The organism is Thermococcus sp. JdF3 (genome assembly GCF_012027495.1).
GTDB lineage: Archaea > Methanobacteriota_B > Thermococci > Thermococcales > Thermococcaceae > Thermococcus.
In genome coordinates, this window is sequence record NZ_SNUK01000006.1 from 44326 (window position 1) to 57932 (window position 13607).

Sequence of the window (13607 nt, forward strand, 5' to 3'; positions counted from 1 at the left end):
TAAAAATGGTCGAAATACCCAAGAGCCACCCGCGCTACTGGAGCCTGTACTACCGGGAGAAGATCATCGAGGGAATGGAGAAGGGCATGACCGCCAAGGCCGGGCTGATAGCCCACGGCCGCGGTGAGGCCTTTGACTACCTCATCGGGGAGAAAACGATAGAACCCGCCGAGAGGGCCATGCGCGCCGCCGTCGCGAAGCTTCTCCTGGCGAAGCACCCCGTTATTTCCGTCAACGGCAACGTCGCGGCACTTGTTCCAAAGGAAACGATAGAGCTGGCAAAAGCGCTAAACGCCAAGCTCGAGATAAACCTCTTCTACCGCACGGAGGAGCGCGTTAAAGCCATAGCGGAGGAGCTGAGGAAGCACGATCCTGATGTGGAGCTCCTCGGCATAAACCCCACCAGGAGAATCCCAGGTCTCGAGCACGAGCGGGGAAAGGTGGACGAGGAGGGGATATGGAAGGCCGACGTCGTTGTCGTCCCGCTGGAGGACGGCGACAGGACCGAGGCCCTCGTGAGGATGGGCAAGTTCGTGATCACCGTTGACCTCAACCCGCTATCCCGCTCGGCGAGGATGGCGGACATAACCATCGTCGACAACATAGTCCGCGCGTATCCCAGAATGATGGAGCTGGCGAGGGAGATGAAGGACTACAGCAGGGAAGAGCTTCTCGCGATTCTGGAGGGGTACAACAACGAAAAAACGCTGGGCGACGTGCTCATCCACATGAAGCGCAGACTGGCCAAGCTGGCCGAAGGAGGGGTCTGGAGGAAGAAGACGCTGGAGTGAGCTCAGAACTCCTTCTCCGTCTTTTCTACCAGCCTTCTGAGGCCGGCAATGAGCTCCGCCTCACTTCCAACGTTCGATATCACCAGCGGAACCCTCTCACGCTCGGCAAGCTTTACAGCGAGCTCGTCGAGCTTCTTTACGCCGTGGAGAACAACCACCGCCGGCTTGAGGCCCTGAACGCGGACCGCTATCATCGGGCTCCTTCCCGTTGTGACCTTGGTGAATATCAGCGCCCTCTCGGTCGTCCAGCCGTAGAGCTTGAGGAACTCCTCGCTGCTCATCTCAAGGATCGCCTTTATGCTGTCGACGACAGTGTAGCCGTATATGCGCCTGTCGAGGAGGTGCATGTTGGCGACGACCTCCCCCCTGACGGCCCCAACGAGGTCCTTTATGGTTATCGGAAGGGCGAACTCCCTGATGTCAAGTATGGCGCTCGTGGGAAGCTCGCTGCCGAGGGTCTTGCTGAACGCGCGTATCACGTTCCCACCGCGCTTCTCGTCTATCTCAAGCAGGGCCTCGACGAACTTCCGTATCGTGGACGCGCCGGGGCTCTTCCTCCTGCCGCCCTCGTAGTCGCTTATGACCGAAGAAGAGACGCCGAGGTATTCGGCGAGCTCGGTCTGGCTGATTCCGAATATCTCACGCCATTTGCGCATGGTTTTACCGGGGTCGGAGGAGAGGGTTATTTCCCCCGCTATCCTCTTTGCCAGGGCTTCTTTCTCCTTTTCAAGCATGTTGGTAAAGTGTTCGTCAATCGTTATAAGCTTTTCGGCAATTGCCTAACATTCTCTCCCTCAAGCTTAAAAACTCCCCGCCCTACGCTCCCCGGTGAGGCTCATGGCGATATACTTCATAGGGCTTGGCCTTTACGACGAGAGGGACATCACGCTCAAAGGGCTTGAAACCGCCAGAAAATGCGACCTGGTCTTCGCCGAGTTCTACACGTCTCTTCTAGCCGGAACAACGCTGGACAAGGTCGAAGAACTCATCGGAAAGCCCATCCGGAGGCTCAGCAGGGAGGAGGTTGAGCTCCACTTCGAGCGCATCGTGCTGAGTGAGGCGAAGGAGAGAGACGTGGCATTCCTCACCGCGGGCGATCCGATGGTGGCGACGACGCACTCCGACCTCAGGATAAGGGCCAGGGAGCTCGGAATCGAGAGCTACGTCATCCATGCCCCAAGCATCTACTCGGCGATAGCGATAACCGGACTGCAGATATACAAGTTCGGGAAGAGCGCCACAGTGGCTTACCCCGAGAAGAACTGGTTCCCCACGAGTCACTACGACGTAATAAGGGAGAACAGGGAGCGCGGTCTCCACACGATGCTCTTCCTTGACATAAAGGCCGAGCAGAACCGCTACATGACGGCCAATGAGGCGATGGAAATACTGCTCCAGGTAGAGGATATGAAGAAGGAAAACGTCTTCACCCCCGATACGCTGGTCGTGGTTTTGGCGAGGGCCGGCTCGCTGAACCCGACGCTCAGGGCGGGATACGTCAGGGACATGCTCAAGGAGGACTTCGGAAGGCAGCCCCACGTGATGGTCGTTCCGGGTAGGCTCCACATAGTCGAGGCGGAGTACCTGGTGGCCTTCGCGGGGGCCCCGAAAGATATACTCGACGGAATCTAGCGAAAGCTTTATATTTCTCACCCCACCCATTATTCCGGGGACGGGCCCGTGGTCTAGCCTGGTTATGACGCCGCCCTCACACGGCGGAGGTCCGGGGTTCGAACCCCCGCGGGCCCACCATAAGAAACTTTTGCCAAGCAAAAGTTTCATCAAAGTTAGTAGCTCCTTCTCGAAGCCAAGTCTTTGAATGGTTTTTCTTTAACGCGTACTCGAATGTTGAGAACGCATGGGATTACCTATTTTAATTTGGTTTAACTTTAAAATAGACGCCCGAAGGGCGTCAACGGAGAGTAAACCCTTCACATGAATCCTTTCTCTTAAAGTGTTCTCGTTTGAAGAACGAACATTCAAAGTGCAAAAACCATTTCACATTACATTTTAATGGAGAGCTACTAACGTTTGGTCAAGCTTTTTCTAAAAGCTTGCTGGCGAAAAGTTTGATCAAGGTTCGTGATTCTTTTGTGAAGTGCTCTTTTGAGATGGTTTGCCTTTTGTAACGTGTGTTTTGGTAGGGAATTCCTTGTTTAAGTTGCTTTGTTTGTGTGGGGTTTACTTCTCCCGCGCTCCTTTGGAGCGCTTTTGGAGTTAAACCCGCATTTCGGAGCTTTGAGAGTGAATTTCTTCTCAAAAATGACCGTTTGGCAGTGCAAACTCTCTTCAACTGCACTTTGGGAAGAAGAATCACGAACTTTGATGAAACTTTTCGTCAGAAAAGTTTCTTTGGTCAAGGGCAGTACTTCACAAAAATGAAATGGGTTGGGGCGTTATGGTGGAGAGCACTGACCTAACTGAGCATTGACAATCCCATTGCCCCAATCAGAACCAGCGTCAATATCAGTATCAGGAGATAAAATATCAGCGCGGCCGTAAAAAATCCAAGTCCGAACTTGAATCCGTCTCCAAACGACAGCCCCTTCTTCTCTTCTCCCATGGTGCACCTCCCCGTTTCTCTGTGTGGCTATCCCGGACACACATGCGTTTATTTCTTTTGAAGGATTACTTTAATGGCTAATAAATCTTCCGCTTCAGGTTTAACGCGGAGAACGATACCAATGGAAGTTAGATTGGATATTTTTGGGCTGGCTTTGGAAGAGGCTATGGAGCCCAACATGAAACTTTATGATGTGCTCCAGAGTCCGATCGCCCGAAAAGGATGTTCCTGGGTAAGGAAGTTCCAGAAATTATCGTAAAACTGGAATGGTGCGGTGGCCGGGATTTGAACCCGGGTCACCGGCTTGGAAGGCCGGTGTCCTAGACCAGGCTAGACTACCACCGCACGCGAGAAGTGGTGGGGCGAGGGGGATTTGAACCCCCGACACCCGGATCTTCAGTCCGGCGCTCTCCCAGGCTGAGCTACCGCCCCACGCCCAAAGATAAGGGGCAGGCAGAGATTTATAAATCTTGCGGTGGGCCGGGGCGACACTGCACTGCTGTGGGGATTTTGAGCGGACGTCATATCTTGGGCTTAACCGCGTAAACAGTCCTGTCCTCCCCGATAGCCTCAATCAGACCGCGATGGCGCCGCACACAGCTCTCACACTCACCGCAGTGTATCGGCTTTCCGTCCTCGGTGAAGCCCTTCGGCATGTAGCAGGAGTTGGAGTACTCGTACTTCGCGTCCAGCTCCTTCAAAAGCCTTGCTATTCCCTTCTTGTCGAGGTCTATGAGCGGTGCAACGACCCTCACATCGGCCATTGTGCCGTATTTCAGCATCTCGTTCATTCTCTCCACGAACTCGGGCGTGTTGTCGGGGAAGGTGGCCCCTTCCTCCGCATTGAAGCCGACTATTATGTCCCCGCCGCCGAGCGCATCGAGGAGCGATGCGGCGACGCTTATCAGAACGACATTTCTAGCCGGGACCCAGACGCTTTTTGCAGTCTCCTGGGCGACACTCATGTCCTCAAGCTCCTCCGCGGTAACCTTCGGCGTTTCCCCTCCAACGAGGGTAGTTCCCCTCAGCTTCGAAAACTCCTCCAGAAAGTCGAGGCGGACTATTTTGAGCGGAACGTCCAGCTCCTTCGAAAAGAACTCCGCCACCCTGTTCGTGACCCTCTCCTCATTGCTCCCGTAGTTGATGACGAGCATTATGACCTCATCGTAGTTCCTCTTCGCCCAGTACAGGCAGGCCGTCGAGTCAAGACCCCCCGAGAACAACACCACAGCGCGCTTCATTCCAGCACCTCCGGAAGCAGTTTAATCCCAAGTTTTCCGGCACGGTTTCTAAGCTTTTTGTCGTAGGTCGCGAGGGTTCCGACCTTCCGTGCCACCGCGAGGATTACGGAGTCGTTGTAGTGCTTCAGGCCAAGGTTCCCGAAGAGGTCGAAGGCCTGGAGAAGATACCCTCTGTCATCGGCGAGGCTGACCCTCTCGTTTAAGAAAATCCTTGAAACGACTCTCTCTGCTTCTTTAGGAGAAACCCCAGCGACGGCCAGATTCCAGATGAGTTCGTACACGACAATCGCTGGCAGCACAACCTTATCGAGGGAGTTTATCAGCTCCCTTGCCTCTCCGTATCTCTCGGAGCTTCTGTTGAGTGAATAAAGGAGGACGTTGGTGTCAATGACCGCTACTCCTCCCATTTGGACGCCTCCATGAGAACCATTCTTGAGTTCTTCTCTATCTCTTCGGGCGTGAAATCCCTGCCCAGATTGAGGCTCGGCCACTCTGTTTCGGCCTTTTTGAGGACTATCTCATCTCCTCTCAGCTCAACGGTGAGGTACTCGCCTTCCCTTATCCCGAGAGCCTTCCTGATCTCCGCCGGAATCGTTATCTGATAGTTCCGGGTGACCTTCGTTACCGGCATAGTAGTTCACCATAGTATAGTAGGCCCTTCAACTATAAATGCCTTACTCAATGGCAAGGCCGACTATCTCCTTCACGCTCGAAAAGCCCTCCTCCTCAAGATACCTCACGATTCCCTCGTTTATCTCCCTGAATACCTTCCATCCGCGGAGTGAAACAGCGGTGCCGATCTGAAGGGCTGAAGCTCCAGCGAGGAGGAACTCGACCGCGTCCTGCCAGGTGGTTATCCCCCCGATTCCAATGACCGGGATATCAAGGGTTCTCGCCAGGTCGTAGACGGCTCTCAGCGCGACGGGCTTAACGCCTGGCCCGGAGTAACCACCAACGCGGTTGCTGAGGATCGGCCTTTTCGCGTAGATGTCAATCGCTATTGCCTTCAGAGTGTTTATCGCCGAGACCGCATCGGCTCCGGCTCTTTCCGCGGCCAGGCCAAGCTTGGTTATGTCATCTATGTTGGGCGTCAGCTTCGCTATCACAGGCCTGTCGGTCGCATCTTTGACTGCCCTGACGACTTCGTAGACGTTCTCCGGCTTCTGGCCGATTTCCATGCCGTAACCCCTCGCGTGGGGGCAACTGAGGTTCAGCTCGAAGGCGTCCGCCACGTCGCTCAGCTTTTCCGCCAGAAAGGCGAACTCCTCGGGCGTTCCACCGAAAATTGAGACTATGAGTGGAAATTCGAAGGTGTAACCCTCGACCATCTCGAGGAAACCCCTCCAGCCAGGGTTCGGTAGGCCCATCGCGTTTATCAGGCCGTAGGGAAGCTCCACGATTGTGGGGTTGTCGTAGCCCTCCCTCGGTTCGATGCCGATGGATTTCGTAACCACGCCGCCGGCGCCCTCCTCGTGTGCCCTGATCCACTGCTCCGGCACCTTGTCGTTTATTCCGGATGCGAGAATGAGCGGGTTCTCGAACCTTATCCCGAAAAGCTCGACCTCAAGGCTCGGCATCTTAACACCTCGAAGTCAAAAGAGAACACCCCCTATTAAGGTTTTGCCTGTGGCTTGTTATTTCTCAGAGAAGCTCTAGCGGCGGCGGGCGCGCCCGGGGGTGGGAACCCTCCACCGCCCGTTTCCACCGGGGCTCGCTCACCCCCGCTACCCCACGAGCGCCGAACGTCCCGCCTACCGCTGCTCCCTTCCGGGCCTGGCGGGGTTCGGCGGGTAAAGGGCGTTAGTCCGGCCCTCCAGCCGGACCCCACCCACCGCCGGCCCCGTGGGACGAGGGATCACCGTTGTGCCCCGGCTTCCACGGGCGGCTTTGGGAACCGCCCCCCGGGCTTCGGCCCCGGCATATCGACGGTTTCCGGTTGCAGGGGACGCCGAACCCCCCGGCCTAGCCCGCCGCCAGCTAACTTATCCGCCCCCGGATATATAAAGCTTTGGTAGTCCTGAAACCAAAGGTGAAGAACCTTCGGATTGAAAAATTTTCATAAATGCATGAACGAATAGGTGCATGGGTGATACACCATGCGCTTAACTGAGCATCCTGTTCTGCGTTTTGAGCGCGGCAGGGAGGTTACAATATACTTTGAAGGACGGCCGATCAAGGCATACGAGGGGGAAACGATAGCGACGGCCCTTCACGCCGCTGGAATCAGGGTTCTAAACTACTCCGCCAACGAGAGACGCCCAAGGGGTCTCTTCTGTGCCATCGGCAAATGCTCCTCGTGTCTGATGGTCGTGAACGGAATCCCGAACGTCAGAACCTGCATAACCCTCGTCGAGGACGGCATGAGGATTGAACCCCAGCACGGAAAGGCCAAGCTGCCGAAGGAAGCAAAGCCGCCTGAGTTCAGGAACGCGAAGGTCGTGAGGGCGGACATCGTGATAATCGGCGGCGGTCCTGCAGGTCTGATGGCGGCCATACATGCGGCGGATGCTGGTGCGAAGGTTGTTCTCTTCGATGAGAACCCCATGCTCGGCGGCCAGCTCGTCAAGCAGACCCACAAGTTCTTTGGCAAGCGCGAGCAGTTCGCGGGAGTCAGGGGCGTGGAGATAGCCAAAATTCTTGAGGATGAAGCCAGGAAGAGGGAGAACATCAAAATCTTCCTTGAAACGTCCGCCGTTGGAATCTTCCAGGACGGCGACGAGAAGCTCGTTCTGGCGGTCAAAAACAACCGAGAGCTGATAGAGTTCCGTGGAAGGGCTGTCATTGTCGCCACCGGTGCGATGGAGAAGATGATACCCTTCGAGAACAACGATCTGCCCGGAATCTACGGTGCCGGAGCTATACAGACGCTCATGAACACCTACGGCGTCAAGCCCGGCGACCGCGTTTTAATCGTCGGTGCCGGCAACGTGGGACTTATTCTGGCGTATCAGCTCATTCAGGCCGGCGTTGAGGTGAAGGCGATAGTCGAGGCCATGCCAAAGGTCGGCGGCTACTTCGTCCATGCTGCCAAGGTTAGAAGGCTTGGAGTCCCAATACTCACGAGACACACGATTCTCCGTGCCGAGGGGAAGGAGAAGGTTGAGAAGGCCGTTGTGGCACAACTCGACGAGAACTGGCGGGTCATCCCCGGAACGGAGAGAACCTTTGAGGTTGACGTCATAGCGCTCGCAGTCGGTCTGAGGCCCAGCATCGAGCTCCTCCACCAGGCAGGCTGTCAGATACGCTACGTACGCGAGCTCAGCGGGCACGTGGCCCTCCGCGACGAGTGGATGGAGACCACCGTTAGGGGAATCTTTGTTGCCGGAGACTCGGCCGGGATAGAGGAGGCAACGACCGCAATGCTCGAGGGCAAGGTCGCCGGAATTGCAGCCGCGCTGCGGCTGGGCATAGCGGACGAAAGCTGGCTGAAGGAGATGGAGAAAGCCCAGAAGGACCTCGTAGAGTTCCGCTCCGGCCCGTTCGGCAGGCACGTGCTTGAGGGGATTAAGAAGGCTCTGGTGGTGAGAGAATGAGCGAGATTCCGGAGTACCTCAGAAGGGGCTACATAACGCCCGAAGAGCTTCAGGAGTTCATTCCGCTTCCGAGCGAGGAGAGGCTGAGGAAAAGACCGGTTGCGATTCCGGAGTGCCCGCAGGAGATTCCGTGCGCCCCGTGCAGGGAGATATGTCCGACCGAGGCCATAAGCATGCCCACCCCCAACGACCTGCCCATCGTCGACTACGACAGGTGCATAGGATGCTCTCTCTGCGTCCAGATATGCCCGGGCCTGGCCTTCTTCATGGTGCACTACGTTGGCGACAAGGCAAGGATAACGATGCCCCACGAGCTTCTTCCGCTGCCCAAGCGGGGCGAGGAAGTAATCCTGCTCAACAGGGTCGGCGAGCCGGTCGGAAGGGGGAAGGTGATCACGGTAGTTCCCAGGGAAAAGAGCAAGGGAGATACACCGATAATCACCGTTGAGGTGCCGATAGAGCTGGCCTGGGAGGTTAGGGCGATTAAGGTGGTGAGAGAATGACCGTCGAGATATTATACGCTGGGTGCCAGGAGATGGAACACCTCTGTAAGGTTCACACTCACATGCCCGAAGGGCACATCAGAAACATTCCGCCAGCGCTTTCGAAGAAAGGGCTGTGGAGGTGATGAAAATGGCCGGGAAGAAAATAGTCTGCCGCTGTAACGATGTCACCGTTGAGGAGGTCGAGGCGCTCATCGATTCGGGCGTCACTGACATCGAGGAGATAAAGCGCCTCCTCCGCATAGGAATGGGTCCCTGCCAGGGAAGGACGTGCATCCCGATAGTGCTTGGCATACTCGCGAGGAAGACCGGGAAGAAGCAGGAGGACATTCCACTGCCCCGTGCGAGGGTTCCAACCAGGCCGGTCCGCGTAGAGGTTATAGTGGGTGGTGCCGATGAGTAAAATCGCCATTATCGGCGGGGGAATAATAGGAGTTGCCACCGCCTACGAGCTGGCCAAACTCGGGGAGGAGGTCATCCTCTTCGAGAAAGGCTACTTCGGCTCGGGCTCGACTTTCCGCTGTGCGACGGGAATCAGGGCGCAGTTCACGGACGAGGCCAACATCAGACTCATGAAGCACTCCGTGGAGAGATGGGAAAAGCTTGAGGAGGAGCTGGAGAGCGACATAGTCTTCAGACAGACCGGCTACCTGTTCCTCGCCACAAGCGAGGAGGAGGTTGAGGCGTTTAAGGCGAACATAAAGCTCCAGAACAGATTCGGTGTCCCAACGAGGCTCATCGACATGGACGAAGCGAAAGAGATAGCCCCGATCCTCAACACCGAGCCCTTCCTCGCCGGGGCGTGGAACCCGAAGGACGGGAAGGCGAACCCCTTCAAGACGCTCTTTGCCTACCTGTTCCGCGCGAGGGAGATGGGTATCGATGCGCGCGAGCACACCGAAGTCATTGGCTTCGAGCACGAGGGGAACACCATAACGGCCGTGAAGTTCCGCCACAACGGGAGGATCGAGAGGGTTAGGGTAGATGCCGTCCTCAACGCGGCCAACGCCTGGGCGCCGCTCATCAACGAGATGGCTGGCTTAAAGCGGGACCTCGTTCCCATCACCGCCTACAAGCATCAGCTCGTCAAGACCGAACCTCTGGAGCCGGGACAGGCTGAACCGCTGGTCTGCCCGCCGAGCTGGAACGATGCTTACATCATTCAGGACGGCGAGGACGGTGGAATAATCTGCGGTGCGGGAATAGAGCACAGAGCTAAAAGCTTAGACGACGTCGAGCCTACCTACGACTTCCTGCGCGGTGTTCTCCGCTATGCCGTGAAAATCGCCCCGCCGCTCCGCTATGCACACATCGTCCGTCAGTGGGCGGGCTTCTACGCGAAAACGCCCGACAGCAACCCGGCATTAGGAAAGCTCCTGGACAACTTCTACATCGCGGCTGGCTTCAGCGGGCACGGCTTCATGATGGCCCCGGCGGTCGGGCAGGCCATGGCCGAGCTGATTTCAAAGGGCCGCTCCAAGGTCCCGCTCGACTGGGAGTGGTACGACCCCTACCGCTTCGAGAGGGGAGAGCTGAGGACTTCGGCCTTCCAGATAGGGTGAGCTACCCCTCACTTTCGTTTTCCTTTATGACCTCAATCAAAGGGATTCCTTCGAAGTCTCTGTCCAGGGTGGCGAGCTTCCGAATTCCGTTCTCGACCATTGAGCCTAGTATCTTTGCATCGTGAAGCAGCAGGCCGTATCTCTCCGCAAGACTCAACGCAAGAAACACATCGGGGTCTTTCAGAGAGAAATCAACTTAACGGCCCGTTCGGTGAGTTCGGTTTCAAAGATTACGTTCAGAAGGACACTGCTATCCACGAAGGTCGCGGTACTCCTCAAGATACTCACGAAGCTCCCTCCACGAAGCCTTTTCTCTCCTTACCTTTCTTTTCCCGGTTGCAAGGGACTTCAACACCTGTGCCCGCGCAAACAGCTCCGCTAACTCGCCGATTGCTTTTTCATCAGCCCCCTCCGGAACGCGCACCCTAACCGTTATCTCCATGCCCCACACCAACATACTTTCCCCTTTTAAGTTGATAACGCTTTCGGGTTGACTGATTCTAGGCAAGAAAAAGGTTATAAAGGGGCCCCGATTAGCATCGTGAGGGTCATCATGAGGATAGTCTTCGATATAGGCGGTTCGGTTCTTGTCCCCGACGACCCGGACGTTGATTTTATAGGGAAAATGGCTTACGAGCTCATCAAGATAAGCGAGGATCACGAGGTTGCGGTGGTAGTCGGCGGCGGAAAGGTTGCCAGGAAGTACATTAAGGCAGCGAAGACCTTCACGCCCAACGAGACCTTCAAGGACTACATCGGAATTCACATCACCCGCGCCAACGCGATGCTTCTCATCGCTGCCCTCGGCGAGAAGGCCTATCCCTTCGTCATTCAGGACTTCAGGAAGGCCTGGGAGGTCATACAGCTCAAGAAGATACCGATAATGGGCGGAACTCACCCCGGCCACACGACCGATGCGGTTTCGGCTCTCCTCGCCGAGTACCTCCAGGCCGACCTTCTCGTCGTGGTGACAAACGTTGACGGCGTCTACGATTCTGATCCGAGGAAGAACCCGAACGCGAAGAAGCTCGACAGGATAACCGTCGACCAGCTTGTCGAGATTGCCATGCAGGCCGAGAGCAAAGCGGGAGGAAGCGGCGTCGTGGATGCCCTCGCCGCCAAGTTCATCCAGCGCGGCAAGATAAAGACCTACATCGTCGGCAAGAAGGACGCCTACCACCTCTTCGACGTCGTGAAGGGAAAGCACGGCGGCACTGTGGTGGAGCCGTGAGGTTTCTTTAAATTTTGCTTCACAACGTTTATATATTCTGTCTGACTATTGTCCTACGGTGATGGCATGTCCGCCACCGAGAAGGTCTCGATCCGTTTTCCCCAGGGAATCATGAGGGAGATAGATGAACTCGTTAAGGCCGGCGAGTTCTCAAGCCGGAGCGAGCTCATCAAGGAGGCTGTGAGGTTCTTTCTGCTCCACTACGAATCCCCCGAGGAGCTGTGGGAGACCTACAAGCTCCTTGCCAGAGAGAGGAGGATTCCCCCGGAGGAGGAAATCGAAAAGCTCCTTGAGGAAGTGGACGAGGAATGGAAGCGTTCAGGGTCGTCTTAGACACCAACGTCGTCATAACGGCCGCGATAAATCCCTTCGGGAGCTCCGGAAAGGTAATGGATTTAGTCGTCGGGAAGAAGGTTCTCTCATACACATCGGAGGCTATTCTGGAGGAGCTCCGCTTCAAGCTGACGAGCGGGAGGGTTCTTAAGTATCTTGAAAGCAAGGTATATGCCCTTTGGATTTACAGGATATTCCGAGCCTCGTCAATCCTCGTTGAGCCGGCTGAGCGCTTTGATGTCTCGCCTGATCCGGACGACAACAAGTTTTTCGATGTTGTTTATTCGGCCGGGGCCGACTTTCTGATAAGCCTCGACAAGAGGCACGTGCTGAAGCTGAGGAATGAGGAAAGGAGGTTTGCCTTAAACGGACACGAGTTTCTAATCCTGACGCCAGCGGAGTTCCTTGAGTTCGTCGAAAGGAATAAAAACTTGAATGTGTAATGTCTTTTTGTGAGCTCTCATGTGCAAGATGGAGCACTTCGGGAACTGCGATCCTGAGACTGCCGACCAAGAGTATTGCATCTTCCACAAGCCGAACAAGAGTGAGGAGGAGGCTGTAGAGTTCTGGGGGAAGTTTTTTGAGAGGTTCAAGCCGAGGATTGAGGAGATTGAGGTGGATGGGAAGAAGATAAAAAGGCTGGTTTTTGAGGACTATGTTGAATGTATGGGTTATGTTTTTCCAAGACCTGCAGGTGAGTATTCTGACCTGTTCTTTCAATTTTCTGTGTTCAAGAGGGGTGTCAATTTTGAAAACTCTATTTTTAAATGGAGAATTAGTTTTAGGAATTCAGAGTTTTATGACCGTCCTCACTTTCCTGAGAGTACTCTTGATAGGCCCGTCAAGTTTCCAACAATTAAGGAGTTTATAGGATATCTCAAACAGCACAGTCAGGACAAATTCGCAATCTTAGATGGCCTTATGGTACCCGGAGTTACATTCCGCAATGCCATCTTTGAGGATGGAGCCTACTTTGATAGGGCTATTTTTCATTGTAATGTGTCTTTTGATAACGCATCGTTCAAATCAAAAAGTTGTGAATCCTATTGGGCTAATATTAGTCCAGTTTTTGCAACAGTTGTTTTTGAGGACTCTGTATCGTTCGTTAATTCACGGTTTGAGAATGCTAACTTTCATTTGCTTTCTGGAGTTTTTCGCGGGAGTCTTATCCTTTCAAATTCAATATTCCAGGGAAAATTATTGTTTGTTTGGCCTGATATTATTGATGAGCTTGAGGACCTAATGTCTCATTATGAGGGTTTTATGTTCCATAGTTATTTGGATTTCTCAAATGTAATTCTGTATGGGGGCATAGAGATTGATTTTGATAGCGGCTTATTCAAACTTCCCGAAGCAGAAATCGAAGCTCGCCGTGTTCAACGCCTAAGCTTCGAAAAAGAAGGCAAACGAGAGGAAGCAGATAGGATGTTTGTCCTCGAAATGCGTGCTAAGCGTAGGGCTCGACTAAAAAATGCACGAGGCAAGTTAAGCAAAGTTAAAGCCTATGTTCATAATTTCGTGGAATGGCTACTGGCCGATTTGTCTTCAGAATACGGCACGAACTGGGTTCGGCTGTTCCTATTTTCGTTGCTTGTAATCATTGGAAACGCAGTTCCATACACCATCTGGAGCCATCAAATTGATGGATTCCCAGAAACTTCAAACATCGTTGTCCGTTTCGCCAACGCCCTCTACTACTCCCTCGTCACCTTCACCACCCTCGGCTACGGCGACATGCACCCGACAGGCTGGCTCAAAGCCCTCAGTGCAATCGAAGCCCTAACCGGAGCCGTCTTCATGGCGCTCATCGTCGCGGTGATAGCGAGAAAGTGGATGCGCTGACTCAATCC

The 13607-nt window shown here is 54.7% G+C and carries 19 protein-coding genes, 3 tRNA genes and 1 other RNA gene; 12 read left to right on the top strand and 11 right to left on the bottom strand.

What is annotated here, in order from left to right; genetic code table 11:
* Positions 1–5: 5 nt before the first annotated feature.
* On the top strand, positions 6–791 hold the full coding sequence (locus E3E42_RS09865; RefSeq protein WP_167904426.1) for a 4-phosphopantoate--beta-alanine ligase: 786 nt from the start codon (positions 6–8) through the stop codon (positions 789–791).
* A 2-nt stretch (positions 792–793) separates the two neighbouring features.
* Here the strand turns inward: E3E42_RS09865 and E3E42_RS09870 are convergent, their stop codons facing one another.
* Complete coding sequence (locus E3E42_RS09870) at positions 794–1525, bottom strand: helix-turn-helix domain-containing protein (protein ID WP_058938382.1); 732 nt, start codon at positions 1523–1525, stop codon at positions 794–796.
* 103 nt (positions 1526–1628) lie between these two features.
* Here E3E42_RS09870 and dph5 point away from each other — a divergent pair, with 103 nt between their 5' ends.
* Together dph5 and E3E42_RS09880 are read left to right on the top strand one after the other, a co-directional pair.
* The gene (gene dph5 / locus E3E42_RS09875) at positions 1629–2423 is read left to right on the top strand and encodes a diphthine synthase (protein WP_167904562.1); all 795 of its coding nucleotides are present in this window, start codon (positions 1629–1631) and stop codon (positions 2421–2423) included.
* Positions 2424–2465: 42 nt separating this feature from the next.
* Positions 2466–2543, top strand: a tRNA-Val gene (locus tag E3E42_RS09880).
* Positions 2544–3207: 664 nt separating this feature from the next.
* On the opposite strand, the gene E3E42_RS09885 is transcribed toward E3E42_RS09880, so the two are convergent.
* The 8 genes from E3E42_RS09885 to ffs form a co-directional block, all read right to left on the bottom strand.
* On the bottom strand, positions 3208–3354 hold the full coding sequence (locus E3E42_RS09885) for a hypothetical protein (RefSeq protein ID WP_167904427.1): 147 nt from the start codon (positions 3352–3354) through the stop codon (positions 3208–3210).
* A gap of 267 nt (positions 3355–3621) precedes the next feature.
* Positions 3622–3699: transfer RNA gene (locus tag E3E42_RS09890), tRNA-Gly, on the bottom strand.
* Between the two features lie 10 nt (positions 3700–3709).
* Positions 3710–3786: transfer RNA gene (locus E3E42_RS09895), tRNA-Phe, on the bottom strand.
* A gap of 89 nt (positions 3787–3875) precedes the next feature.
* Positions 3876–4595: a 7-cyano-7-deazaguanine synthase QueC gene (gene queC, locus E3E42_RS09900; RefSeq protein WP_167904428.1), complete on the bottom strand. Its 720-nt coding sequence runs from the start codon at positions 4593–4595 to the stop codon at positions 3876–3878.
* Positions 4592–5002, bottom strand: coding sequence for a PIN domain-containing protein (locus tag E3E42_RS09905; RefSeq protein WP_167904429.1), 411 nt, complete (start codon positions 5000–5002; stop codon positions 4592–4594). The genes queC and E3E42_RS09905 overlap by 4 nt, the downstream gene beginning before the upstream one ends.
* On the bottom strand, positions 4990–5226 hold the full coding sequence (locus E3E42_RS09910) for an AbrB/MazE/SpoVT family DNA-binding domain-containing protein (protein WP_167904430.1): 237 nt from the start codon (positions 5224–5226) through the stop codon (positions 4990–4992). The genes E3E42_RS09905 and E3E42_RS09910 overlap by 13 nt, the downstream gene beginning before the upstream one ends.
* Positions 5227–5269: 43 nt before the next feature.
* Positions 5270–6172, bottom strand: a complete 903-nt coding sequence (locus E3E42_RS09915; RefSeq protein ID WP_167904431.1) for a dihydroorotate dehydrogenase — start codon at positions 6170–6172, stop codon at positions 5270–5272.
* Positions 6173–6254: 82 nt separating this feature from the next.
* An RNA gene (gene ffs / locus E3E42_RS09920) (signal recognition particle sRNA) lies at positions 6255–6568 on the bottom strand.
* Between the two features lie 123 nt (positions 6569–6691).
* Here ffs and E3E42_RS09925 point away from each other — a divergent pair.
* The 5 genes from E3E42_RS09925 to E3E42_RS09940 are packed head-to-tail and all read left to right on the top strand — an operon-like array spanning position 6692 to position 10193.
* The gene (locus tag E3E42_RS09925; protein WP_167904432.1) at positions 6692–8128 is read left to right on the top strand and encodes an FAD-dependent oxidoreductase; all 1437 of its coding nucleotides are present in this window, start codon (positions 6692–6694) and stop codon (positions 8126–8128) included.
* Positions 8125–8631, top strand: a complete 507-nt coding sequence (locus E3E42_RS09930) for a 4Fe-4S dicluster domain-containing protein (RefSeq protein ID WP_167904433.1) — start codon at positions 8125–8127, stop codon at positions 8629–8631. Before E3E42_RS09925 ends, E3E42_RS09930 begins: the two co-directional genes overlap by 4 nt.
* The gene (locus E3E42_RS12105; RefSeq protein ID WP_255453646.1) at positions 8628–8756 is read left to right on the top strand and encodes a hypothetical protein; all 129 of its coding nucleotides are present in this window, start codon (positions 8628–8630) and stop codon (positions 8754–8756) included. Before E3E42_RS09930 ends, E3E42_RS12105 begins: the two co-directional genes overlap by 4 nt.
* Positions 8757–8761: 5 nt before the next feature.
* Entirely contained in the window at positions 8762–9034 is a 273-nt protein-coding gene (locus E3E42_RS09935) for a (2Fe-2S)-binding protein (RefSeq protein WP_167904434.1), read from the top strand.
* Positions 9027–10193: an FAD-binding oxidoreductase gene (locus tag E3E42_RS09940; RefSeq protein ID WP_167904563.1), complete on the top strand. Its 1167-nt coding sequence runs from the start codon at positions 9027–9029 to the stop codon at positions 10191–10193. The genes E3E42_RS09935 and E3E42_RS09940 overlap by 8 nt, the downstream gene beginning before the upstream one ends.
* A gap of 1 nt (position 10194) precedes the next feature.
* Here E3E42_RS09940 and E3E42_RS09945 read toward each other — a convergent pair whose 3' ends face one another.
* The gene (locus E3E42_RS09945; protein ID WP_167904435.1) at positions 10195–10350 is read right to left on the bottom strand and encodes a hypothetical protein; all 156 of its coding nucleotides are present in this window, start codon (positions 10348–10350) and stop codon (positions 10195–10197) included.
* Positions 10351–10443: 93 nt separating this feature from the next.
* On the bottom strand, positions 10444–10650 hold the full coding sequence (locus E3E42_RS09950; protein WP_167904436.1) for a hypothetical protein: 207 nt from the start codon (positions 10648–10650) through the stop codon (positions 10444–10446).
* Positions 10651–10746: 96 nt separating this feature from the next.
* Between E3E42_RS09950 and pyrH the strand changes: the two genes are divergently transcribed.
* From pyrH to E3E42_RS09970, 4 genes are read left to right on the top strand one after another with little or no spacing between them, the layout of a single operon-like run.
* Positions 10747–11424 carry a UMP kinase gene (pyrH, locus tag E3E42_RS09955; RefSeq protein ID WP_167904564.1) on the top strand — a complete coding sequence of 226 codons (678 nt, stop codon included), beginning with the start codon at positions 10747–10749 and terminating at the stop codon, positions 11422–11424.
* Positions 11425–11472: 48 nt separating this feature from the next.
* Entirely contained in the window at positions 11473–11757 is a 285-nt protein-coding gene (locus tag E3E42_RS09960) for a ribbon-helix-helix domain-containing protein (protein WP_240913690.1), read from the top strand.
* Positions 11733–12200, top strand: a complete 468-nt coding sequence (locus tag E3E42_RS09965; protein WP_167904437.1) for a putative toxin-antitoxin system toxin component, PIN family — start codon at positions 11733–11735, stop codon at positions 12198–12200. The genes E3E42_RS09960 and E3E42_RS09965 overlap by 25 nt, the downstream gene beginning before the upstream one ends.
* Before the next feature lie 19 nt (positions 12201–12219).
* Positions 12220–13599, top strand: a complete 1380-nt coding sequence (locus E3E42_RS09970; protein ID WP_167904438.1) for a potassium channel family protein — start codon at positions 12220–12222, stop codon at positions 13597–13599.
* Positions 13600–13607 lie beyond the last annotated feature (8 nt).

Excerpts from the sequence above, each read along its gene's own strand:
- E3E42_RS09935 (WP_167904434.1), top strand. The coding sequence starts at position 8,762 with ATGGCCGGGAAGAAAATAGTCTGCCGCTGTAACGATGTCACCGTTGAG.
- E3E42_RS09865 (WP_167904426.1), top strand. The coding sequence starts at position 6 with ATGGTCGAAATACCCAAGAGCCACCCGCGCTACTGGAGCCTGTACTAC.
- E3E42_RS09930 (WP_167904433.1), top strand. The coding sequence starts at position 8,125 with ATGAGCGAGATTCCGGAGTACCTCAGAAGGGGCTACATAACGCCCGAA.
- E3E42_RS09965 (WP_167904437.1), top strand. The coding sequence starts at position 11,733 with ATGGAAGCGTTCAGGGTCGTCTTAGACACCAACGTCGTCATAACGGCC.
- E3E42_RS09950 (WP_167904436.1), bottom strand. The coding sequence starts at position 10,650 with ATGTTGGTGTGGGGCATGGAGATAACGGTTAGGGTGCGCGTTCCGGAG.
- E3E42_RS09905 (WP_167904429.1), bottom strand. The coding sequence starts at position 5,002 with ATGGGAGGAGTAGCGGTCATTGACACCAACGTCCTCCTTTATTCACTC.
- E3E42_RS09885 (WP_167904427.1), bottom strand. The coding sequence starts at position 3,354 with ATGGGAGAAGAGAAGAAGGGGCTGTCGTTTGGAGACGGATTCAAGTTC.
- E3E42_RS09915 (WP_167904431.1), bottom strand. The coding sequence starts at position 6,172 with ATGCCGAGCCTTGAGGTCGAGCTTTTCGGGATAAGGTTCGAGAACCCG.
- E3E42_RS09970 (WP_167904438.1), top strand. The coding sequence starts at position 12,220 with ATGTGCAAGATGGAGCACTTCGGGAACTGCGATCCTGAGACTGCCGAC.
- pyrH (WP_167904564.1), top strand. The coding sequence starts at position 10,747 with ATGAGGATAGTCTTCGATATAGGCGGTTCGGTTCTTGTCCCCGACGAC.
- E3E42_RS09925 (WP_167904432.1), top strand. The coding sequence starts at position 6,692 with ATGCGCTTAACTGAGCATCCTGTTCTGCGTTTTGAGCGCGGCAGGGAG.
- dph5 (WP_167904562.1), top strand. The coding sequence starts at position 1,629 with ATGGCGATATACTTCATAGGGCTTGGCCTTTACGACGAGAGGGACATC.
- E3E42_RS09940 (WP_167904563.1), top strand. The coding sequence starts at position 9,027 with ATGAGTAAAATCGCCATTATCGGCGGGGGAATAATAGGAGTTGCCACC.
- E3E42_RS09910 (WP_167904430.1), bottom strand. The coding sequence starts at position 5,226 with ATGCCGGTAACGAAGGTCACCCGGAACTATCAGATAACGATTCCGGCG.
- E3E42_RS12105 (WP_255453646.1), top strand. The coding sequence starts at position 8,628 with ATGACCGTCGAGATATTATACGCTGGGTGCCAGGAGATGGAACACCTC.
- queC (WP_167904428.1), bottom strand. The coding sequence starts at position 4,595 with ATGAAGCGCGCTGTGGTGTTGTTCTCGGGGGGTCTTGACTCGACGGCC.
- E3E42_RS09870 (WP_058938382.1), bottom strand. The coding sequence starts at position 1,525 with ATGCTTGAAAAGGAGAAAGAAGCCCTGGCAAAGAGGATAGCGGGGGAA.